The sequence below is a fragment of the Jatrophihabitans sp. sgz311053 genome, assembly GCF_056135305.1.
This window is the reverse complement of record NZ_JBWAXP010000002.1, coordinates 294,834-315,494: the sequence shown is the minus strand read 5'-3', so window position 1 is coordinate 315,494 and position 20,661 is coordinate 294,834. Positions and strand designations below refer to the sequence as shown.

22 protein-coding genes are annotated in these 20,661 nt (G+C 72.1%); 11 read left to right on the top strand and 11 right to left on the bottom strand.

The features are described from left to right. The first annotated feature begins 2 nt into the window (after positions 1-2). Genes AC0NZQ_RS10480 through dacB form a run of 4 tightly spaced genes read left to right on the top strand, consistent with a single transcriptional unit; the run spans position 3 to position 4,137 of the window. Complete coding sequence (locus AC0NZQ_RS10480; RefSeq protein WP_474531368.1) at positions 3-740, top strand: YoaK family protein; 738 nt, start codon at positions 3-5, stop codon at positions 738-740. Then, on the top strand, positions 737-1,693 hold the full coding sequence (locus AC0NZQ_RS10475; protein WP_474529756.1) for a Gfo/Idh/MocA family protein: 957 nt from the start codon (positions 737-739) through the stop codon (positions 1,691-1,693). Before AC0NZQ_RS10480 ends, AC0NZQ_RS10475 begins: the two co-directional genes overlap by 4 nt. Continuing rightward, the gene (locus AC0NZQ_RS10470; RefSeq protein WP_474529755.1) at positions 1,690-2,559 is read left to right on the top strand and encodes a P1 family peptidase; all 870 of its coding nucleotides are present in this window, start codon (positions 1,690-1,692) and stop codon (positions 2,557-2,559) included. The genes AC0NZQ_RS10475 and AC0NZQ_RS10470 overlap by 4 nt, the downstream gene beginning before the upstream one ends. Before the next feature lie 39 nt (positions 2,560-2,598). After that, positions 2,599-4,137, top strand: coding sequence for a D-alanyl-D-alanine carboxypeptidase/D-alanyl-D-alanine endopeptidase (dacB, locus tag AC0NZQ_RS10465; protein WP_474529754.1), 1,539 nt, complete (start codon positions 2,599-2,601; stop codon positions 4,135-4,137). 42 nt (positions 4,138-4,179) lie between these two features. Here the strand turns inward: dacB and AC0NZQ_RS10460 are convergent, their stop codons facing one another. From AC0NZQ_RS10460 to AC0NZQ_RS10425, 8 genes are read right to left on the bottom strand one after another with little or no spacing between them, the layout of a single operon-like run. Further along, on the bottom strand, positions 4,180-5,172 hold the full coding sequence (locus tag AC0NZQ_RS10460) for a serine hydrolase domain-containing protein (RefSeq protein WP_474529753.1): 993 nt from the start codon (positions 5,170-5,172) through the stop codon (positions 4,180-4,182). After that, positions 5,169-5,996 carry a M55 family metallopeptidase gene (locus tag AC0NZQ_RS10455; protein WP_474529752.1) on the bottom strand — a complete coding sequence of 276 codons (828 nt, stop codon included), beginning with the start codon at positions 5,994-5,996 and terminating at the stop codon, positions 5,169-5,171. The genes AC0NZQ_RS10460 and AC0NZQ_RS10455 overlap by 4 nt, the downstream gene beginning before the upstream one ends. After that, complete coding sequence (locus AC0NZQ_RS10450) at positions 5,974-6,978, bottom strand: ABC transporter ATP-binding protein (protein WP_474529751.1); 1,005 nt, start codon at positions 6,976-6,978, stop codon at positions 5,974-5,976. Before AC0NZQ_RS10450 ends, AC0NZQ_RS10455 begins: the two co-directional genes overlap by 23 nt. Further along, positions 6,975-7,955 carry an ABC transporter ATP-binding protein gene (locus AC0NZQ_RS10445; RefSeq protein ID WP_474529750.1) on the bottom strand — a complete coding sequence of 327 codons (981 nt, stop codon included), beginning with the start codon at positions 7,953-7,955 and terminating at the stop codon, positions 6,975-6,977. Before AC0NZQ_RS10445 ends, AC0NZQ_RS10450 begins: the two co-directional genes overlap by 4 nt. Next, the gene (locus AC0NZQ_RS10440; RefSeq protein ID WP_474529749.1) at positions 7,955-8,839 is read right to left on the bottom strand and encodes an ABC transporter permease; all 885 of its coding nucleotides are present in this window, start codon (positions 8,837-8,839) and stop codon (positions 7,955-7,957) included. The genes AC0NZQ_RS10445 and AC0NZQ_RS10440 overlap by 1 nt, the downstream gene beginning before the upstream one ends. Further along, on the bottom strand, positions 8,836-9,858 hold the full coding sequence (locus AC0NZQ_RS10435) for an ABC transporter permease (protein WP_474531367.1): 1,023 nt from the start codon (positions 9,856-9,858) through the stop codon (positions 8,836-8,838). The genes AC0NZQ_RS10440 and AC0NZQ_RS10435 overlap by 4 nt, the downstream gene beginning before the upstream one ends. A 33-nt stretch (positions 9,859-9,891) precedes the next feature. Continuing rightward, on the bottom strand, positions 9,892-11,706 hold the full coding sequence (locus AC0NZQ_RS10430) for an ABC transporter substrate-binding protein (RefSeq protein ID WP_474529748.1): 1,815 nt from the start codon (positions 11,704-11,706) through the stop codon (positions 9,892-9,894). Continuing rightward, on the bottom strand, positions 11,703-13,052 hold the full coding sequence (locus tag AC0NZQ_RS10425) for a M20/M25/M40 family metallo-hydrolase (protein WP_474531366.1): 1,350 nt from the start codon (positions 13,050-13,052) through the stop codon (positions 11,703-11,705). Before AC0NZQ_RS10425 ends, AC0NZQ_RS10430 begins: the two co-directional genes overlap by 4 nt. A gap of 55 nt (positions 13,053-13,107) precedes the next feature. Here AC0NZQ_RS10425 and AC0NZQ_RS10420 point away from each other — a divergent pair, with 55 nt between their 5' ends. The 3 genes from AC0NZQ_RS10420 to AC0NZQ_RS10410 all read left to right on the top strand — a co-directional run bounded on the left by AC0NZQ_RS10420 (position 13,108) and on the right by AC0NZQ_RS10410 (position 15,332). Next, complete coding sequence (locus tag AC0NZQ_RS10420; RefSeq protein WP_474529747.1) at positions 13,108-14,049, top strand: S66 peptidase family protein; 942 nt, start codon at positions 13,108-13,110, stop codon at positions 14,047-14,049. Between the two features lie 133 nt (positions 14,050-14,182). Next, entirely contained in the window at positions 14,183-14,776 is a 594-nt protein-coding gene (locus AC0NZQ_RS10415; protein WP_474529746.1) for a hypothetical protein, read from the top strand. Between the two features lie 106 nt (positions 14,777-14,882). After that, complete coding sequence (locus tag AC0NZQ_RS10410; protein ID WP_474529745.1) at positions 14,883-15,332, top strand: T3SS (YopN, CesT) and YbjN peptide-binding chaperone 1; 450 nt, start codon at positions 14,883-14,885, stop codon at positions 15,330-15,332. On the opposite strand, the gene AC0NZQ_RS10405 is transcribed toward AC0NZQ_RS10410, so the two are convergent. Next, positions 15,303-15,602: a Dabb family protein gene (locus AC0NZQ_RS10405; protein ID WP_474529744.1), complete on the bottom strand. Its 300-nt coding sequence runs from the start codon at positions 15,600-15,602 to the stop codon at positions 15,303-15,305. The genes AC0NZQ_RS10410 and AC0NZQ_RS10405 overlap by 30 nt on opposite strands. 5 nt (positions 15,603-15,607) lie before the next feature. Here AC0NZQ_RS10405 and AC0NZQ_RS10400 point away from each other — a divergent pair, with 5 nt between their 5' ends. Beyond that, entirely contained in the window at positions 15,608-16,324 is a 717-nt protein-coding gene (locus tag AC0NZQ_RS10400) for an SIR2 family NAD-dependent protein deacylase (RefSeq protein ID WP_474529743.1), read from the top strand. A gap of 4 nt (positions 16,325-16,328) precedes the next feature. On the opposite strand, the gene AC0NZQ_RS10395 is transcribed toward AC0NZQ_RS10400, so the two are convergent. Next, positions 16,329-16,859, bottom strand: coding sequence for an NUDIX hydrolase family protein (locus AC0NZQ_RS10395; protein WP_474529742.1), 531 nt, complete (start codon positions 16,857-16,859; stop codon positions 16,329-16,331). 79 nt (positions 16,860-16,938) lie between these two features. Here AC0NZQ_RS10395 and AC0NZQ_RS10390 point away from each other — a divergent pair, with 79 nt between their 5' ends. Genes AC0NZQ_RS10390 through AC0NZQ_RS10380 form a run of 3 tightly spaced genes read left to right on the top strand, consistent with a single transcriptional unit; the run spans position 16,939 to position 18,778 of the window. Beyond that, complete coding sequence (locus tag AC0NZQ_RS10390; protein ID WP_474529741.1) at positions 16,939-17,811, top strand: oxygenase MpaB family protein; 873 nt, start codon at positions 16,939-16,941, stop codon at positions 17,809-17,811. Then, a complete protein-coding gene (locus AC0NZQ_RS10385) occupies positions 17,808-18,389 on the top strand; it encodes a TerD family protein (protein WP_474529740.1) in 582 nt (193 codons plus the stop codon). The genes AC0NZQ_RS10390 and AC0NZQ_RS10385 overlap by 4 nt, the downstream gene beginning before the upstream one ends. Then, positions 18,386-18,778 carry a PPOX class F420-dependent oxidoreductase gene (locus AC0NZQ_RS10380; protein ID WP_474529739.1) on the top strand — a complete coding sequence of 131 codons (393 nt, stop codon included), beginning with the start codon at positions 18,386-18,388 and terminating at the stop codon, positions 18,776-18,778. Before AC0NZQ_RS10385 ends, AC0NZQ_RS10380 begins: the two co-directional genes overlap by 4 nt. On the opposite strand, the gene AC0NZQ_RS10375 is transcribed toward AC0NZQ_RS10380, so the two are convergent. Further along, positions 18,779-20,620 (bottom strand): putative nucleotidyltransferase substrate binding domain-containing protein, encoded by a 1,842-nt coding sequence (locus AC0NZQ_RS10375; RefSeq protein WP_474529738.1) that lies wholly within the window; start codon positions 20,618-20,620, stop codon positions 18,779-18,781. Positions 20,621-20,661 lie beyond the last annotated feature (41 nt).

Below are 20,661 nucleotides of genomic sequence, written 5' to 3'. Positions count from 1 at the left end.
CGGTGCGAGACAATGAACCGGTGACGTCCGGTGGCATCGTGCGGGATTTCTGGTCTCATCCTCGGCACGGCCCACTGCCTGCCGTACTCCTGCTCCTGACGGTCGGGACCGGCGTGGTGGACGCCGTCAGCATCCTCGGTCTGGGCCGCGTCTTCGTCGCGAACATGACCGGCAACGTCGTCTTCATCGGCTTCGCCCTGGTCGGCGCGCCCGGCTTCTCCCTCTCCGGCTCGGTCGTCGCCCTGGTGGCGTTCCTGGTCGGCGCGGCGGCCGGTGGCGTCGTGGTGAGCCGGACGCCTCACCGCGGGCAGCTACTCCGCAACGTGATGGCCGCCCAGCTCGGGTTCGGCGTCGTCGCGCTCGTCGCGTCGTCGGTCTCGACGAGGCTCGCCGGCCAGCTGGTGACCCTGGGCGCGCTCGCCCTGGCCCTCGGCATGCAGAACGCCGCCGTCCGCCGGCTCGCCGTCCCCGACCTCACCACCACGGTGCTCACCATGACCCTCACCGGCATCGGTGCCGACCTGCGCCGAGGCGACCACGCCACCGCGGCCCGCCGGCTCCTCGCCGTCGCGGCCATGCTCGGCGGAGCCTGTGCGGGCGCCGCACTCGTCATCGCCCACGGCGTCGTCGCCGGGCTCGTCGTCATCGTCGGGCTGTACCTGGTCGTGCTGATCCTGACCGTGCTCGTCAGCAGCTCCACCGAGGCGTGGACGACGGCCGCGCTACCGTCGAAGGCGTGAGCGAACCCGTCCGCTGGGGCATCCTCGGCACCGCCAACATCGCCCGCAAGTCGCTGCTCCCGGCCGTCGCGGCCGCCGGCGGCGTCGCCCACGTCGTCGGCAGCCGATCAGCCGAGCGGGCCCGAGCCTGGGCAGCCGAGCACGGCGTCGGCCGGGGCACGGACTACCAGGGCGTCCTCGACGACCCCGACGTGGACGTCGTCTACGTCGCGCTGCCCAACGAGCAGCACGTCGAGTGGGCCCGCCGGGCGGTGGCGGCGGGCAAGGCCGTCCTCTGCGAGAAACCGTTCGGACTCACCGCGGCGGAGGTGGCAACGCTGACCGACGGTCTGTCGGCCGACGCGCTGGTCTGGGAGTCGTTCGTCTTCCCGTTCCACCCGCAGACGGAGCTGATGGCGTCGCTGCTCCCCGAGCTCGGCACCCCGCTGCAGTTCGACTCGCGGTTCCGCTTCACGGTGGCCTCCGAGAGCAACATCCGGCTCAACGCCGTCGGCGGCGGCGCGCTCTACGACGTCGGCTGCTACCCGATCCGGCTGGCCCGGCTGCTGCTGGACGGCGAGCCGACGGCCGCGCACGGCAGCGCCGTCTTCCGCGAACCCGGCGTCGACGCATCGGTCACCGCGGTGTTGGACTTCCCGGCCGAGGCGCGGCTGGTGCTCTCGGCCAGCCTGCAGCAGCCCTTCAGCGCCGAGACCCGCATCGTCGGGACCGCCGCCGAGCTGCGCATCACGCATCCGTTCCATCCCCGGCCCACCGACACCGTCGAGCTGATCCGCGATGGCGAGGTGGTCCGGTCGTGGTCACCCGACGAGCGCACCGCCTTCACCTTCGGGGTGATGCACGTGCAGGCCGCCGTCCGTGGCCTCGAGCCGCCGCGTCACACCGCCGGCGCGGATGCCCGCGCCCAGGCCGCGGCCATGGACCTCGTCCGGGCGGCGATCGGCGCCGCGTGACCGGGTTCGGCATCGACGGCGTGCGGGTCGGTCACTGGAGCGATCCGGTCGCACTCACCGGCTGCACCCTCGTCGAGCTGCCCGCCGGGACCGTCGCCTCCTCCGAGTGCCGCGGCGGAGCGCCGGCAACCCGGGAGCTGCTCGCGCTGGAGCCGGACAAGGCGGTGCAGGTCGTGGACGGCGTCCTGCTGACCGGTGGCTCGGCCTTCGGGCTCGCCGCGGCGGACGGCGTGATGCGGGCCTTCGAGGCCGCCGGTAGGGGCGTGGCGACACCGGCCGGGCCGGTGCCGATCGTCCCCACCCTGGCGCTCTACGACCTCGCCGCGGGTGACGCGACCGTCCGGCCCGGCCCGGCCGAGGGGGCGGCAGCCTTCGCCGACCTGCGCGCCGACGCCATCGTCACGGGACGGCTGGGCGCCGGCACCGGCGCGTACGTCGGGCAGTGGCGCGGACCTGCGGGACGGCAACCGGGCGGCCTCGGCCACGCCGTCCGCGACCACGGCCCGCTGCGGGTCGCGGCGCTGTGCGCGGTGAACGCCTTCGGTGACATCGACGACGGTTCACGTGAACCGTCACCGGAGGTCCTGGCCGCCCCACCCTTCGGCTTCGGCACGCACACCACCATCGGCGTCGTCGTCACGAACGCCCGGCTGGACAAGACCGCGTGCCGCATCGTCGCGCAGGGCGCGCACGACGGCCTGGCCCGCGCGCTGACGCCGCCGCACACCCGCTTCGACGGGGACGCCTTCGTCGCGGCGGCCACCGGCGAGGTCGACGCCCACGTCGACGTCGTCCGGCTGCTGGCGCTCTCCGCCGTCAGCGCGGCCATCCGCGCAATAGCCCCACAACGCCCGAATCGGTCGTAGTCTGCGAGCACGTCTCACGAGCCGCAGGGGGGTCTGCCGATGCGCATGTCCGCAACGATCGGGGCAACACTGGTCGCCGTCGTCACCGCCGGAGTCGTCACTGCCTCGACGACCACTGCCGCACCGACCGGCGATCCGGCCGACGCCGGACTGCGCGACCGGCTCACCACCCTGCTCGGCGACGCGCGGCTCACCGGGGCCTCGGCGGCGCTCACCGTCCGGAACCTCGACACCGGCAGCACGCTCTACGAGTCGAACGGCGCCACCAGGCTGCTGCCGGCGTCCAACACCAAGCTGCTGACCTCCGCGGCGGCACTCGACGTCCTGGGCCCGGACCACCGCTTCGTCACCGACGTCCGGCTGGCTCGCGGCACGCTCTACCTGCGCGGCACCGGCGACCCGACGATCATGGCGGCAGACTACGACCACCTCGCCACCGCCGTCGCCCGCTCGGGCCTGCACTCGGTGCGGCTGGCCACGGACGACAGCTGGTTCGACTCGACTCCGCTCGCGCCGTTCTGGGCCTGGGACGACGAGCCCTACTACTACTCGGCGCAGACCTCGGCCCTCACCGTCGCGCCGAACACCGACGGTGACGCCGGCACGGTGCTCGTGGGCATCGCGCCGGGGCAGCGAGCCGGTGACCGACCGCGCATCACCACCACCCCCGCGGCCCCCTACCTGCGGATCCACAGCACCGCCGTCACCGGCGCCGCGGGCTCGGCGAGCACCGTGGCGACGGTCCGCGAGCGAGGCCGCAACGTCCTCGACGTCACCGGCTCGATCCCCGCCGGCGGCGATCCGGCCGAGGATCAGCCGACGGTCGAGCGTCCCACCGGCCTCGCCGCCGCGGTCTTCGTCCGCGCACTCGCGGCCCACGGTGTGCGGGTCCGTGGTGCGGTCCGTGACGCCGACACGCCCTCCGACGCGCGACTCGTCGCCGAGCACCGTTCGGTGACGCTCGCGGCGATGCTCACGCCCTTCCTCAAGCTCTCGAACAACATGATGGCCGAGGCGCTGGTGAAGACCATGGGACGGGTCGTCTCCGGGGCGGGCACCTGGGCCGCCGGGACCGCGGCGGTGCTGGCCGACCTCGAGCGCCTCGGCCTCGACACGTCGACGCTGCAGCTCTTCGACGGGTCGGGGCTGGGCCGTGCGGACTACGCCACCACCGACCAGCTGACCACCCTGCTGGCCGCCGCCCGCGCGAAGCCCTGGTTCCCGGCCTGGTACGCCGCCCTGCCGATCGCCGGCGAGCCGGACCGCCTCGTCGGCGGCACGCTACGCAAGCGCATGGTCGGCACCGCCGCGGCCGGGAACGTGCACGCCAAGACGGGGTCCATGACCGGTGTCAGCGGGCTGTCCGGGTACGTGACGACCGCCGCCGGGGAGCACCTGGCCTTCTCGATGATCAGCAACAACTTCGTCTCCGGCGCGATGACGCCGATCGAGGACGCGGTCGCCGAGACGCTGGCCGACGACGGCGGTCCCGCCGCCCGGCTGGTCCCGCGGCCGGCGCACCGACCGGTGCCGTCGCCGCGGCAGCAGCTGGAGTGCAGTTGGACGGGTGCCTGCTGAAGCCGGCCGATATTGCTTCTCCCGCAGGCCTTCGACGATGCGTCAGTCGCCGACGAGGACGGCGTGCCACCGGCGGCGGGCGGCGAAGACCTCGGACCGGCCCCGCCCGAGGTGGACCTGGTTGGTGAGCAGCGCGGCCCAGCGCCCGGAGTCCGGGTCCAGCGCCAGGGACGTCCCGGTGAACCCGGTGTGGCTCACCGCGCGTGGACCCCAGCCGGGCGACAGGATGTCGTAACCGTCGCCCCGACAGGTCCAGCCGAGGCCACGGTGACCGCCGAGTCCGGCGGTGCGGTCACGGAGGGCGTCGGCGTGCAGGTCGTCCGGCGAGAGCCATGGCCGCAGTGTGCCGACGACGTCGGCGAGCGTTCCGAAGAGGCCGGCGTGCCCGGCGACGCCGCCCGCGGTCTGCGCGTTCTCGTCGTGGACGACCCCGAGGGTCGCCACGCCGTCGTAGATCTCGGTGGCGGCGATGCGGTCGCGCCATGACGCAGGCGGGCGGAAGCGACAGGCGAGGCCGAGCGGGGCGAAGACCTCCCGGCCGGCGACGGCGTCCAGGTCCTGGCCGGTCACTGCCCGCACCACACCACCGAGCAGGACGAACCCGAGATCGGAGTAGGTGACCCGGCTGCCCGGCTCGACCTCCACCGGGACTGCGGCGGCGGCCTCGATCAACCCCGCCGTCGTGGTGGCGGTGAAGCGGACGTGCGCGGGGAGCCCGGTGGTGTGGGTCAGCGCCTGCGCGACCGTGATGCGTTCGTCGACGCCGGGGACGAAGTCGCGCAGTCGCGCGTCAAGTCGCACCTCGTCCCGGCGGAGCAGGGACAGCAGGACCGGGAGCGTGGCCATCACCTTCGTCAACGACGCCAGGTCGAAGACGGTGTCGTTCGTCATCACGCGTCCGTTCAGGGTGTCAGCCGAGCCGAGCACCCACGTCCGGTCCGTCCTCTCGCCCGTCCCCACGGCGGCGACCGCGCCCGGCCAGAGCCCGTCGCGGACGCCCGCCTCGAGGATCTCCGAGGCCGCGGTCAGCCTCACCCGTAGGAATCCTCGACGCTGCCAGCGGCGAGGGCGGTCACCGCGCGGAAGCACCGGATGGCCTGCTTCATCGTCGGTAGCTCCCAGGCGACGCGTCGCGTCCCGACCTGCTCGACATCGGGAATGCCGGTGGTCATCACCACGGCGTTCGCTGCATCGAACTCCACCTCGTAGCGATACGGCCCGGCCAGCGGCCGTACCGGCGGCAGCGGGTCGAGCGCACGTGCAGCACCCTCCCTGATGGCGGCGTAGGTCTGCTGCGGCGGGTAGCAGATCGCCGCGTACCGGTCGACGCACTCCTTCACCGGCACCAGCGAGGCCGCCGGGGCGTAACCGCGGGCGTCCTCGCAGGCCTTGTCGTCGCCGGTCACGAGGACGACCGGCACGCCGTACTCGGCGGCGAGGGCGGCGTTCATGTAACCCTCGCTGCAGACCGTCCCGTTGAGCCAGACCCCGGTGATGGTGTTGGGCAGGTAGGTGTGGGCGAGCACGCCCTGCTCGCCGGCGGCGGCGTGGTAGCCGACGAAGGCGACGGCGTCGTAGCCGCGGTCGATGCCCTCCATCATGGCAAGCGGCTTGTGCCGTCCGGTGAGCAGTGCCGCCCGCGGGTCGAGCCGGTCACGCAGCAGATTGCGCTGCGTCGCGTGCGCCTCGTTGACGAGGATCTCGGTGGCCCCGGCGGCCGCGAAGCCGTCGATGGCGGCATTGACGTCGTCGGTGAAGAAGGTGCGATGGTATTCCCACCGCGGGTTGCCGGGCTCGACGTCGTCGGGCCAGGTGACGCCGGTGACCCCCTCCATGTCAGCCGAGATCAGCACCCGCATCGGCGGCCTCCTCCACGACGGCATCGGCGAAATGGCAGGCGTTGCCGAGACCGGAGGCCGGCAGCACCGCCGGATCGACGGTCTCACACGCACTGACGTCAGTGCCGGCCGCGGCGAGGTCACGCCGCCGCGGGCACCGCGGGTGGAACCGGCAGCCGGCGGGGATGGCGGTCGGGTCGGGCGGCTCGCCGGGGATGAGCGCGGGCAGCCGGTCGCGCCGCGCGTCCGGAACGACCGAGAGCAGCGCCTGCGTGTACGGATGCTTCGGGTGCAGCAGGACCTCCTCGACGGGGCCCTGCTCGACGATGCGGCCCAGGTACATCACCGCGACGCGGTCGGCGATGTTCCAGGCCAGCCCGAGGTCGTGGCTGACCACCAGCGCGGAGAGTCCGAGCTCGTCGCGCAGTCGCAGCAGCAGGGCCAGCACTTCGCCGCGCACCGAGGCGTCCAGCGAGGCCACCGGCTCGTCCGCGACGATCACCTTCGGTTCCAGGGCCAGTGCGCCGGCGATGACGACGCGCTGCTGCTGGCCACCGGAGAGCTCGTGCGGGAAGCGGTCCAGGAACGCCTCGGGTGGCCGCAGCCCCGCCCGCGACAGCGCGTCGCGCACCCGCTCGTCGAGCCCGTCGGTGAGCCCGTGCAGCCGCGGCCCCTCGGCCACCGCGTCCCGGACGGTCTGCCGGGGGTTGAGCGCGCCGCCGGGATCCTGCAGCACCAGCTGCGCCGAGCGGCGATAGCTGCGCAGCTCGCGTCCGCGGCGTGGCAGCGCGGTCCCGGCGGCGGCGATGGTGCCGCGGGTCGGCCGCACCAGACCCACGATGGCGCGGGCCAGCGTGGACTTGCCGCAGCCGGATTCCCCGATGAGGGCCACGATCTCGCCGTCGCCCACCTCGAGGTCGATGCCGTCGACCGCGCGTGCCGGCGGCCGGCCCCGCCGGCCGGGATACACGACCGACAGCGACTCGACCTCGATCGCGGTCACGACGACACCGCCGAACCGGCGCCGTCGCGCGCGAGCAGGCAGGCCGAGGAGCGGTCGACGCCCGCGGACCACAGCTCGACCTCGGTGGTGGTGCACTCCGGCATGACCTCCGGGCACCGCGGCGCGAACGGACAGCCCGCACCCACGGTGGCGGGGTCGGGCGGATCCCCCGGCAGCCCCGCGGGCGCGAGCCGGGAGGCGGGATCGCCGATGGTCGGGAAGGCGGCGGCGAGCGCCCGGGTGTACGGGTGCCGCGGCGCGGTGACGAGCTCGCGCGACGGTCCGGTCTCCACGATGCGGCCGGCGTACATGACGGCCATCCGGTCGCAGGTCTCGGCCAGCACCGACAGGTCGTGGCTGATCATGAGCAGCCCGATCCCGGCCTCGCGGACGAGTCCGGTGATGAGGTCGAGGATCTGCGCCTGCACGATGACGTCCAGCGCGGTCGTCGGTTCGTCGGCGATGATCAGTTTCGGCCGGCACGCCAGCGCCATGGCGATCATCACCCGCTGCCGCTGACCGCCCGAGAGCTCGTGCGGGTACGCGCCGCGGCGGCGCGCGGGGACACCCACGCTGTCGAGCAGCTCATCCACCCGCCGGCCGACCACCCGACCGCGCAGCTTCTCGTGCAGCTCGATCGGCTCGGCGATCTGCTCGCCGATGCTGCGGACGGGGTTGAGCGCACTCATCGCCCCCTGGAAGACGACGGAGGCCTGCGCCCACCGCACCGCCCGCAGATCCCCCCAGCGCGCGGTGGTGAGCTCCGCGCCGTCGAAGCGGACCGAACCGCTGATACGCGCGGTGTCGGGCAGCAGCCGCAGCAGCGACAGCGCCATCGTCGACTTGCCCGAGCCGGACTCCCCCGCGACGCCCAGCGTCTGTCCGGCGTCGAGGTCGAGGTCCACCCCGCGGACCGCCGGGACGTCGGTACCGCCGCTGCGGTAGGTGACGGCGAGGTCACGCACCTGGAGCAGCATCAGCCCCGCCCCCTCGGGTTGAGGACCGTCTCGACCGCGCGGCCGACGAGGGTGAAGCCGAGGACGACCACGAGGATGGCGAGCCCCGGCGGCAGGACGTACCACCACGCGCCGCTGCTGACGGCGCCGAGAGCGAAGGCGTCGTGCAGCATCCCGCCCCAGGAGACCTGGCTGGGGTCGCCGAGGCCGAGGAAGGTCAGCGTCGTCTCGGCGAGGATCGCGCTCGCGACCGTCAGCGTGGCCGAGACGAGGATCAGCGGGGCCACGTTGGGCACCACGTGCCGACGGACGATCTGCAGGTCCGAGGCGCCGAGCGCGCGGGCCCGCTCGATGTACGGCCGCGCCTCCACCGCCAGCGTCTGCGCCCGCACCAGGCGGGCGGTGCCCGTCCAGGACGTCACCGCGATGGCCAGCGTGATCGACCCCTCCCCCGGCCCCACCGCAGCGGCCAACGAGATCGCCAGCGGCAGGGCGGGCAGGGCGATGAACCAGTCGGTGACCGTCATCAGCACCCGACCGACCCAGCCCTGCAGGTGACCCGCGGCCAGCCCCACCACGCTGCCCAGCACGATGGTGAGGACGGTGGCGATGACCCCGACCGTGAGCGACGACCGGGATCCCCAGACCAGCAGCACCAGGACAGAGCGGCCGGCCTGGTCGGTGCCGAACCAGTAGTCCGCACTCGGCGGCGCGAGAGTCGGACCGGTGGCGTCGGTGACGTCCAGGTCCGAGGCGCTGATCCACAGCGGCGCGGTGAGGGCGAGGACGACGAAGACCGTCAGCACCGCGGCGCCGGCCAACGCGGTGGGCATGCGCAGCAGCCGCCCCGTCACGCCGCGGCGGCGGGTGGCGGCCAGCGCCGAGACGGTGTCGAGGGCGGTCACTGCGCACGCACCCGCGGGTCGAGGGCGCGGTAGAGCAGGTCGGCGACCAGGTTCATGGCGATCACCGCGGTGCTGAAGAACAGGAACGTCCCCTCGAGCACCTGGACGTCCGGCCCCTGCAGCGCCTGGTAGGTCAGGTATCCCAGGCCGGGCCAGGAGAAGACGGTCTCGACGGTGATCGCGCCACCGATGATGCCACCGAGGTGCAGGAAGATCACCGTCACCGACGGCAGCAGCGCGTTGGGCACCGCATGACGGCGGCGGACGACATCGTCCCGCAGGCCTTTTGCGCGCGCAGTCAGCAAATACGGATTGCCGAGTTCGTCGATGATCGAGGAGCGCATGATCGTCAGGTACTGGGCGAAGACGACGAGTACCAGCGTCAGCACCGGCAGCACGAGATGCTTGGCGGTGTCGAGGATCGTCGCGACGAGGCCACCGGAGAGATCCGGCGAGGTCATGCCGCTGGACGGCAGGATCCCCGACAGCGGGCCGAGGCCGATGGCGAAGACGACGAGCAGGATGAGGCCGAGCCAGAACGTCGGCACGGACCACAGCGTGATCGCCGCCCCGGAGACCAGCCGGTCGAACCGGCTGCCGCGCCGCCAGCCCGCCCGCGCCCCCAGCCAGAGCCCGAGCACGACCGAGAGCAGCGTCGACACCCCGAGCAATAGCAGGGTCGGACCGAGCCGGTCCATGATCAGCGACGAGACCGACTCCTGGAACTGGAACGAGTACCCCAGCCGCAGGTGCACCAGGTTGTCGAGATAGTTCAGGTACTTCTCGTGCAGCGGCAGGTTCGTGCCGAGCTGGTCGGCGAGCTGCTGCCGCTGCGCCGCCGAGACCGTGCGGCCGCGGGTGATGGTGGCGGCCGGGTCGGACGGGATGATGTTGAAGAGCAGGAAGCCGATGTTGAGGGTGACGAAGAGGCTGACGAGGGCCGCCAGCAGCTTCCCGCCGAGGTAGCGCCAGAAGGCGCCCCGCCCGGTCGTGGTGGGTTCGCGCTCGGCGACCGCCATCGCCGTGGACGGCGGGGTCGCGCCGGTCACGCGCTACTCCCGGTCGGCCGCGGTGCTGCGACGGCGCAGCACCACCACGGCCCCGAGGCCGAGGACGACGACGGCGGCCACCACGATCCAGATCACCGCGGCCGAGCCGGAGTCGTCCGACGACGACGCCGACGGCGGCTGCGCGTAGCGCCACGCGCGGGTGTAGTTCTGGTACGGGTAGAAGCCCTGGCTGTCGGGCGAGCCGGTAACGAAACCCTTCTTGGCATCGCTGCGGACGGCCGAGAGGTTGTTCTGGTAATAGAGGATCAGGTCGACGTTGGCGTCGTAGAGGATCTGCTGCATCTGCCCGACCACCGCCGAACGCTGCGACTGGTCGAAGGTCTGCAGCTGCTTGGCGTAGAGCTGGTCGTAGGTCTTGTTGCAGAAGAAGGCGTCGGTGTTGCCGTTCTCGCCGTCGGCGTTGTCCGGCAGCGTGCTGCAGGTCTGGATGCCCAGCAGGTAGGTCGGGTCAGGGCCCGTGCCCCAGCCGTCCATGAACATGTCGAAGTCGCCCTTGGCGAGCCGGTCGTTCAGCGCGGTCGAGCTCAGCGGCTCGATGGTGACGCCGATGCCGATCTTCTTCAGCCAGCCGACCACGTACTGGGCGATCTGGCTGTCGGTCGTGGTGTCGGAGTGGATGCCGAGCCGCAGCTGCAGCGCGCGGCCGGTCTTCGGGTCCTTGCGGATACCGCCGGAGCCCCTGGTGTAACCGGCCGCGTCGAGCAGCTGCGCCGCCGCCGTCGGGTCGTAACCGGTGACCTGCTCGGGCTTCCAGAAGTAGGCGGGGAAGGCCGGGGGCAGGTACCCCTCACCGACCTGGCCGAGGCCGTCGAGCACCTTGGCCACCAGCGTCTTCTTGTCGATGCCGAGGGCGATGGCCTTGCGCACGCGCGGATCGGTGAGGGCCGGGTTCCCGGTGCCGATCCGCTTGCCCGACTTGGTCCGGGCGCCGGGGTTGATCTCGATGCCGGTCCAGCGGGCCCCGACCTGCGGGTAGGTGAAGACGCCGTCCACGTTCTTCAGCGCCTGGTACTCGGTGGGCGTGATGCGGTCGACCTGGTCGACCTCACCGCTGCGCAGCGCCGAGACGGCCGCGTCGTTGTTCTTGAAGTACTGCAGGACGAGCGTCTTGTACTTGGGCGCGCCGAGGAAGAAGTCCTTGTTCGCGGTCAGCACGGTGGACTGCTCGGTCTTGTAGGACTTGAGCGTGAAAGGTCCGTAGCCGACCAGAGGTGTCGAGGTGTTGGTCTGGTCGCCGAGGTTGCTGACCCGTGACTGCCAGATGTGACGCGGCACGATCGGGACCTGGCCGACCGAGTCCAGCAGGTTCACCTGCGGCGCCTTGGTGGTGACGACGACCTTGTCCGTCCCGTCGGCCTTGATCGACGAGACATTGGACAGCAGCTGGCCGTTGGCGGTACCGGCCGTGGCGTTGGTGCGGACGAGGTTCATGGTCCATGCCGCGTCGTCGGCGGTGATGGGCTTGCCGTCGCTCCAGCGCAGCCCCGGGTGCAGCGAGAAGGTCCAGGTGCGCTTGTCCGCCGACGTGGTCCACGAGTCGGCCAGGTAGTGCTCGGGCAGCCGCTTGGCATTGCCCCACACCAGGGTCGGGTAGGTCTGGCTGATGACGTCCAGCTCGCCCTGCTTGAAGGCGAGGAACGGGTTGAAGGTCACCACCTGCGCCAGCGAACCGACGGTGAAGGTGTCGTCGGCGGCGGCGCCCGAGGGCGTCGCGGGGAAGACCGTGGCGCTCAGCGCGACGCCGGTGGCGATACCGGCCGCCGCCAGTCGTCGCACGGTTCTCGGGGTCGGCGTCATGAGATCTCCTCTGCCATCGGGTCTGCGTTGAGATAGGTGGACAGCACACGCACCCCGAACTCGAGGCTGTCGACGAGCACCTGCTCGTCGACTCCGTGCACGTAGCGTTCGGCGGGGAAGTCGCTCGGCGCCCGGCCGGGCATGAAGCCGTAGCAGTCGATGCCCAGGCGTGCGAAGGCCTTGGCGTCGGTGCCGCCGCCCAGGACGAAGGGCAGCACGAGCGCTCGGGCGTCGTGGCGGCGGATGGCGGCCGCCATGGCGGCGAAGGCCGGGGCCTCGTGACTGGAGCCCACCGGCCTGGTGAAGCTGTCGAATTCCCGGACGACACCGGCGGGCAGCAGCGCGTCGACCGTCGCGAAGAACTCCTCCTCGAGGCCGGGCAGGATGCGGCCGTCGACGTGGGCAACCGCCTCGGACGGGATGACGTTGACCTTGTAGCCGGCGCTGAGCATGGTCGGGTTCAGCGAGTTGGCCAGGGTCCGCTCGATGAGCGGGTAGGCGTCGCCGAGGTTGGCCAGGCTCGTCGCATCGGTGGGGTCGACGTCGATGCCGAGCTGTGCGCCGACGCCGTCGAGGAAGGCGCGGACGGTGGGGATGAGCCGGATCGGCCACTTGATGTCGGCGAGGTCGGCGACGGCGCGAGCCAGCGCCGCCACGGCGTTGTCCGGATTCGGACGCGAGCCGTGGCCGGCCGTACCCCGGGCGCGCAGCGTCATCCAGGCCGTGCCGCGCTCCCCGGTGCCGACGGCGTAGAGCGGACTGCCGTCGGGCAGGACGGTGAGCCCACCGCCGGACTCGCCGATCGCGGTGGTGACGCCCTCGAAGAGGTCGGCATGCTCGGAGACGAGGAAGCCGGCGCCGTACGCCCCGGTGTCCTCCTCGTCGGCGACGAAGGCGAAGACCAGGTCCCGGGCGGGACGCTCACCGGTCCGGGCGAGCTGCCGGGCGTACGCGAGCATCATCGCGTCCATGTTCTTCATGTCCAGGGTTCCTCGCCCCAGGACAGCAGCGCCGAGCGGCCCCTCCTCGACCTCACCGCAGAAGGGGTCGAAGCTCCAGTCGGACGCCTCGGCGGGGACGACGTCCAGGTGACCGTGGACCACCAGACCGGGGGCGGTGCGGTCCCGACCCGGGATCCGCACGACCGTGCTCGCCCGGCGGGGAGCGGACTCCAGGACGACGGGGTCCAGGCCGCAGTCGGTCAGCTGCTCGGCGACCCACTCGGCCGCCTCGCGCTCGCCGCGGGAGTCACCGCCGCCGAAGTTGGAGGTGTCGAAGCGGACCAGCGTCGCGCAGTCGCGCACGACATCGGCGAGCAGCGCTGCTTCGTCTGTTGCGGCCGAGATGACGTCGATCCCCCTTGACCGGACACTGGTACGGACCAGCGCATATTGTCACCGTATGTCTGGCCCCGACAACCCCCGATCGCTCGACAGGCCGCCCGCGTTGCGTCCGGGCGACCGGGTCGCCGTGCTCACTGCCAGCAGCCCCGTCCCCCCGGATTCGCTGGAGCGCGGGCTGCTCCGGCTACGGGCTGCCGGCCTGGAGCCTGTGGTCTACGACTCGGCTCGCGCCATCGGCGCACCGCGGCCCTACCTCGCCGGTGACGACGCCCTGCGGGCCGCCGACCTGCACGCCGCGCTGCGTGATCCCGGCATCGCCGGTGTCCTCTTCGCGCGGGGTGGCAGCGGCGCCGGGCGCACCATCGCAGCCCTCGACTGGGAGTCGCTACGCGACGTCCCGGCCAAGGCGCTGGCCGGCTACTCCGACGTCACCGCAGTGCTGGAGGCGGTCGCGGCGCGGCTCAACTGGGCCTCCGTGCACGGCGCCGTCGTCGCCTCGGACGCCCCGGACACCGAGTTCTCCTTCGGCTCGCTGCTCACCACGCTGCTGGAGCCGGAGCGGGCCCGCAGCTGCGCCTTCGCCACCGGCGCGGTCGTCACCGCCGGCCGCGCCGACGGGGTCACCCTCGGCGGCAATCTCACCGTGCTCACGGCGTCGCTGGGGACGCCCACCTCGCGGCCCGCTCGCGGCGGCATCCTCATGCTGGAGGAGCTCGAGGAGGATCCCTACCGCCTCGACCGGATGCTGACGCAGCTGCTCCGCGCGGGGTACCTCGACGGGGTCGCCGGGATCGTCTGCGGGCGCTTCCACGAGTGCGGTCCCCCGGAGCTGGTCGAGGCCATCCTGCAGGAGCGCCTCGGCGGGCTCGGGGTCCCGATGATCACGGGTGTCGACATCGGCCACGCCGGCGCCAACCGGGCCTTCCCCCTCGGCATCGCCGCGACGCTGGACGCCGCGGACCTCACTGTCACCTTCGCCGACGCGCCGCTGCGGTCCTAGTCGTTCGCCTCCCGGCCATTGTCCGGCGAACCGGGACGAAGGGTCCCTGATCCAGGGCTCAACTACCTCTCAGCCGAGGCGCCGGCTCTGCGCATACTTCGCGCACTTCGCCCTCTCTCGGACAGGATCCGTCATGACCCTCCGGCGCCCGACGACACTCGTCGTCCTGCTGCTCGCCACCACGCTGGCCCTGCTGGGCTGGTCCACGACCGCCGACGCGGCGCGCGTCAAGCCCACTGTCGGGGTGGCGATCAACCACTCGACCGTCACGCTCGGCAAGTCCGCCGTGATCCGCGGCAAGGTCTCGCCCAGCCAGGCCGGACATCAGGTGAGCCTGCAGCTGCGCAAGGGATCGTCCTGGAAGACGGTCAAGCGCAGCACGCTGAACGGCACGTCGCGGTACAAGTTCACCGTCCGCCCGAAGACCACGGGCACCAAGCGCTACCGCGTGAAGTTCAGCGCCACCAAGGCTGCGCGGAGCTCGGTGTCGCGCACGGTGAAGCTGCGAGTGAAGGCCCGCTCGGGCGGCTCGGGTTCGGGTTCGGGCGGCTCGTCCGGCTCACAGTGCACGCCCGGTTACTCGCCCTGCATCCCGCTCGTCTCCGACGCCGACTGCGCCGGTGGCTCCGGCGACGGCCCGTACTACGTCGACGGTCCGGTCTACGTCACCGGCAGTGACCCGTACGACCTGGACCGCGACGGCGACGGCGTCGGCTGCGACAGCTGACGTCGGGGTTTGTCGTCATGCGGCCCGCGAAGGGGCCGCATGACGGCGGACCGAAACTGTCAGACCCCTCCGCCAGGCTCGTGACGAGCTGACGGAAGGGGTCGGGATGTCGGAACTGGTGTGGCTGCACTCGCACATCGAGCAGTTGCTGCAGCGTGAATGGGGCGTCTGCCGGGTCGAGGTCGACCGGGACGGGGACTTCCCGTTCCGCTCGGGGACGGCGGCGGGATGGGTGTCCGTGCTCGAAGGGCCACCACACCTCGTCCGGGTGATGGCCCACGCGGTCTACGGCGTGCGGCCGACGGTGGGACTGCTGCGGGAGCTCAACGAGCTCAACGTCCGGTCGCTGACGGCCTCGGCGCTGCTCATCGACGACATCGTGGTGGTGCAGCAGACGCTCTCGCCCTACGGGCTGGGCGAGCAGACGCTACAGCAGGCCATCGCCTCGGTGGGGTGGATGGCCGACGACGTCGGGGCGCTGCTCGCGGCGATGTTCGACGGCTCGACACCCCACCCGGTCGGCGGGTCAGGGCCGGGCGTCGAACTGCACACGTGAGATCTGCGCGCAGGCCGCCGCGACGACGGCCCGGTGCTCGTTGTGCTCCGGGTCCAGGTCGTAGTTGCGGTAGGCGTCGGCATCCACCCAGTCGCTGACGATGGCGAAGTCCCAACCGCCGTCGCGCAGGCCGAGGTCCGGACCGTGGGTGGCCGAGAGCCGTCCCGGCAGCGACAGGTTCGTGATGCCGTCGAGGGCTCGTGCGACGGCATCACGCTCGGCGGGGGTCACGTCCTCGCGCAGCCTGCCCGTCACCACGTTGCGGATCATGGCTCATGCCTACCACCCTGGGAACGGTGCTCACCGTCCTGACCGGCGCCGGGATCTCCACCGACTCCGGCATCCCCGACTACCGCGGACCGCAAGGCTTGTGGCGGCAGGACCCGGACCACGAGAAGCTCGTGACCTGGGACTACTACGTCGCCGACCCCGAGATCCGTCGGCGGTCCTGGTGGGCACGGCAGGCCAATCCGGCGTGGGGCGCGGAGCCGAACGCGGCCCACCGGGCGCTCGCCGCCCGGCCGGAGGCGTGGGTCATCACCCAGAACGTCGACCGGCTGCACCAGCGAGCCGGCTCGCCGGCCGACCGCGTGCTGGAGCTGCACGGGAACATGGTGGAGGCGCTGTGCATCGACTGTGGCGCCCGGTCGACGACGCAGGAGGCACTTGACCGCCTCGCCGCCGGTGAGGACGACCCGCGGTGTCTGGTCTGCGGCGGCATCCTGAAGACGGCGACGGTGATGTTCGGCCAGCTGCTGGACGAGCAGCTCCTGCGCCGGGCCGCCACCGCTGCCGAGCGGGCCGACGTCTTCGTCGCGATCGGAACGTCACTGCAGGTCCACCCCGCCGCGGGGCTGGTCGACATCGCGGCACGGGCCGGCGCCCGCGTGATCATCGTCAATGCCGAGCCGACGCCGTACGACGACATCGCTGACGAGATCATCCGGGAACCGATCGGCACGGCGGTGCCGGCGCTGCTACGGCGCCTGTAGCGCCCTACACGCCGACGTGCGCGAGGGCGTGCAGCAGCAGCGTGCTCTGCCCGCCGACCATCTCCCGCAGCACACGGTCCTCCCGGGCTTCGTTCGGCGTCATCCAGGTCAGCTCCAGCGCATCCTGACGGGGCTGGCAGTCGCCCTCTACCGGGATGACGAAGGCCAGCGAGACCGCGTGCTGCCGCAGGTCGTGGAACGGTGTGATGCCGGGGACCGGGAAGTACTCGGCCACCGTGAACGGCTGCGGCGAGGCCGGGATCCGGGGCAGCGCGAGCGGGCCGAGGTCCTTCTCCAAGTGGCGGACCAGCGCCTGCCGCACCCGCTCGCCGTAGAGCACGCGCCCCGAGACCAGCGCCCGGCTCATGGTGCCTTCCTCGTCGGCACGCAGCAACAGACCGACCTCCGTGACCTCACCGGTCTCGTCCACCCGCACCGGCACGGCGTCGACGTACAGGATCGGCAGTCGCTGCCGTGCCAGCTGCATGTCCTCGTCGGTGAGCCAGGCTCCGGCCACGTCGCTGTCGAGCGTCATAACCGTAAATCCTGCCAGCCCTGCTCGCCGCGGCAGCGGCGCCGTGCGGATTCCCACGTGCCTTGGGCATGATGGCTGCATGGTCGCCTCGCTACGGACACGTCTCGGGCAGGCGGTCTTCTCCCGTGTCGCCGGTGAGGACGGCCCCCGGCACCGCGAGCGCATCCATCTGGCCGAGGGCGAGCGCTGGTTCGCCCCCGACGCCGCGATCCGCCAGGTGCACATGGACTCGTCGATGTTCATCGGTGGACTTCGCGCGCTGCTGCTGCAGTCGCTGCACCCGCTGGCGATGGCGGGGGTCGCGCAGCACTCGGACTACCGGACCGACCCGTGGGGACGGCTCCAGCGCACCAGCCTGTACCTCGCCGTCACCACCTTCGGGGTGGCCGAGGACGCCGAGCGCGCCGTCGCGAAGGTGCGCGGCATCCACCGCCGCGTCCACGGCGTCGCTGCCGACGGCCGGCCCTACCGGGCGGACGACCCACACCTGCTGAAGTGGGTCCACCTCGCCGAGATCGACAGCTTCCTGCGCACCTACCAGCTCTACGGCACCGACCCGCTGGATGCCGCGGGACGGGACCGGTACGTCGCCGACACCGCGGTCGTCGCCGCGAAGCTGGGCGTGATCGACCCGCCCCGCACCGAGCGGGAGCTGGAGCAGCAGCTGGCGGCCTACCGTCCCGAGCTGCGTTCCACCGCCGAGGCGCGGGCGGCGGCGCGGTTCCTGCTCGTGAAACCGCCGCTGCCGATGGCGGCGCGGCCGCCCTACGCCGTGCTGGCGTCGGCGTCGATCGCCTCGCTGCCGGCCTGGACCCGCTGGCCGCTGCGGCTGCCGTACCTGCCCGTCGCCGAGGCCACCGTCGTCCGCGCCGCGGCCAAGGGCCTGGTGGCCGGCATCCGCTGGGTGAGCACCCCGCCACCCACCCGCACCGAGAAGAGGGAGGCCTCGTGAGCGTCACCTTGGCGAAGGGCGGCAACGTCTCGCTGAGCAAGGAGGCCCCCGGCCTCACCGCCGTGATCGTCGGGCTGGGGTGGCAGGCCCGCGCCTCCAGCGGCGCCGAGTTCGACCTGGACGCGTCGGCGCTGCTGCTGGGACCGGACGACAAGGTTCCCTCCGACGCCCACTTCGTCTTCTACAACAACCTGGTCTCGCCCGACGGCTCGGTCGAGCACAAGGGCGACAACCTCACCGGTGGCTCCGGTTTCGACGACGACGAGCAGGTGGCGATCGACCTGGCAGCCGTCCCGAAGGAGATCGAGCGCATCGTGATGGCCGTGTCCATCTACGACGCCGAGTCACGGCGGCAGAACTTCGGCCAGGTGCGACGCGCGTTCATCCGTGTCGTGAACCAGGCCGATGGGGAAGAGATCACCCGGTACGACCTCTCCGAGGACGCCTCGACCGAGACGGCGATGATCTTCGGCGAGGTCTACCGCAACCGCGGCGAGTGGAAGTTCCGCGCGGTCGGACAGGGTTACGACGCCGGGCTCGCCGGCATCGCCCGTGACTTCGGAGTTGATGTGGCATGACCGAGCTTCCCGACGACCTCCGCGCGCAGTTGGCCAAGCCGAACCCGGCCGTCATGGCGACGCTGGGCAAGGACGGCCGTCCCGTGACGGTGGCGACCTGGTACCTGCTCGAGGACGACGGCACCATCCTGCTGGGCCTCGACGCGGGACGTGCGCGGCTGAAGCACCTGCAGCGCGACCCCCGCGTCTCGCTCACCGCGCTGGCCGAGGAGAACTGGTACACCGCCGTCAGCGTGCAGGGACGGGTGGGTGAGATCCACGACGACGAGGGGCTGGCGCAGATCGACCGGCTCTCGCAGCACTACAGCGGTAAGCCCTACCCGAACCGGGAGAGCCCCCGCGTCTACACCCACCTGACCATCGAGCGGTGGCACGGCTGGAACGCCTGATCACCACTCGTCGGGCGAGACGTACTGCGAGACGTTCTCCATCCGCTTCTGCACCGACGAGATCTCGCGGACGGCCTGGCTGATCACGCTGCGGTCCAGCGGGGAGAGGCGGTGCATCGTCACGATGTCGGTCGGGGTGCTGCCCCGTTCGCGCTGCGAGAGCTGGTGACGCAGCCGGATCCGCTGCAGCACCTCGAAGACCTCGGCGAGCACGTCGGCGGTGTCGTCCGGCAGCATCGGCGACCCGCCGGCGGCCCGCAGCCGCTCGGTGGTCTGCAGCTCCGACGATCCGACGGCGAGCGCGGCCCAACGGGCGATGTTGACGATCGGCACCTCGGCGTGGGCCTTGATGTCGAAGGTCCCGGCCCGGCCGGCGAGCACGTCGCGCACCGACCGCAGCCGCGCCTTGCGCGCCAGCGACTCGGCCAGCAGCAGCCGCATGGTGCCGGGGTGGGAGCGCAGGTCGGCGAAGACGCGCAGGACGGCCGGCAGCCCGACGTCACCGTGGATGGGGCGGGCGTCGACGAGCAGGGACGTCATGATCGCGCCCTTGTCCCGCACCGGATCCTGCAGCCACGCCGAGGCAGCCGCACGCCATTGCGCGTTGTCGCGCGAAAACAGCGCCCGGCTGGCGGTGGCACCGTTGGCGTCGATACTCAGCCCGGTCTCGGCGATCAGGTCCGTCACCTCGCCCAGGGCCGTCCGGTAGGCCGGCCGTAGCTCGCCGGGTACCTCGTCGGCGAAGGCGACGGCGGAGTCCAGGTCGGAGCTGAGCACCGCCTCGCGGCGGCCGTTGCTGCCGAGCGAGAGCCAGGTGAAGGCGTCGACGTCCAGGTCGGGATGGCGGTCGAAGGTCAGCACCAGGGCGCGGCGCACGATCGCGTCCACGGTGGCGGTGTAGACCGCGGTCACCTTGCTCGTCGGCAGGCCGCGGGCGAGCAGGTCCGCGACCATCGCGGGCACCGACCCGGCGCGCTCGACGAGCTCCTCGGCTGTGGCGGCGCGGCCGAGCTGCTGGCGCAGGGCGACGCCGGCCGTCGTGGTCGAGACAGCGAAGTCGGCCGGGGTGGCGGCGCCGCGAAGCCGTCCTTCGCGGTCGAGGACGAGGATGAAGTCGGCCTGCTCGTCCAGCAGCGTGATGAGGGCCCCGGCCGCCGAATCACCGCTCTGCGTGGTGAGCGCGGGGTGGTCCATGACCGTGCGCACCGGGGTCGTGGCGGGGAGGCCGGGGACGATCACCCGCTCCCGCAGCAGCCGATCGGTGACGATGCCGTAGCCGTCGTCCGTGGCCACCGCGACGTAGTGCGTGTCCTGCTCGGTCATCAGCCGGGCGGCTTCCCGGACGCTGGTCTCCGCGTCGACGACGATGGGCGTCCGGGTGATCAACTCGTCGACCACGCCGTACGAGGGATCGCGGGTCGCGCCCCGGCGCGAGAGGTTCTCGGCCAGGAAGCGGGCCCCACCGACCGAGTGGAAGGCCGGTTCGACGACGTGGGACGGCAAGACCGCGACCGTCGCCGGACCGTCCGCGACCGCCCGCGGTCCGACCGAGCGCCGGGTGAGCAGGGCGGAGAAGCCGAAGACGCCACCCGGGCCCAGGTGCTCGTCGGCCTCGGTGGTGTCGCGTGAGTTGCAGACCGCGACCCGGCCGTCGAGGACGACGTACATCTCTTCGCGCGGCCGCTCGAAGGCGTCCACGATCTCGGCTCCGGCACCGAACGAGACGACGTGCGCGGCAGCCGCGATGGTGCTCAGGGTGTCGGCGGGCAGCGTGTCGAAGGGCGCGTGGTCGCCGAGGAAACCCGCCAGCTCACCGGTTGCGGGTGCCGTGTCGTCGTCCACGACGGACATGCTGCCAGCGCACCCAAGATCCGTAAAAGTTG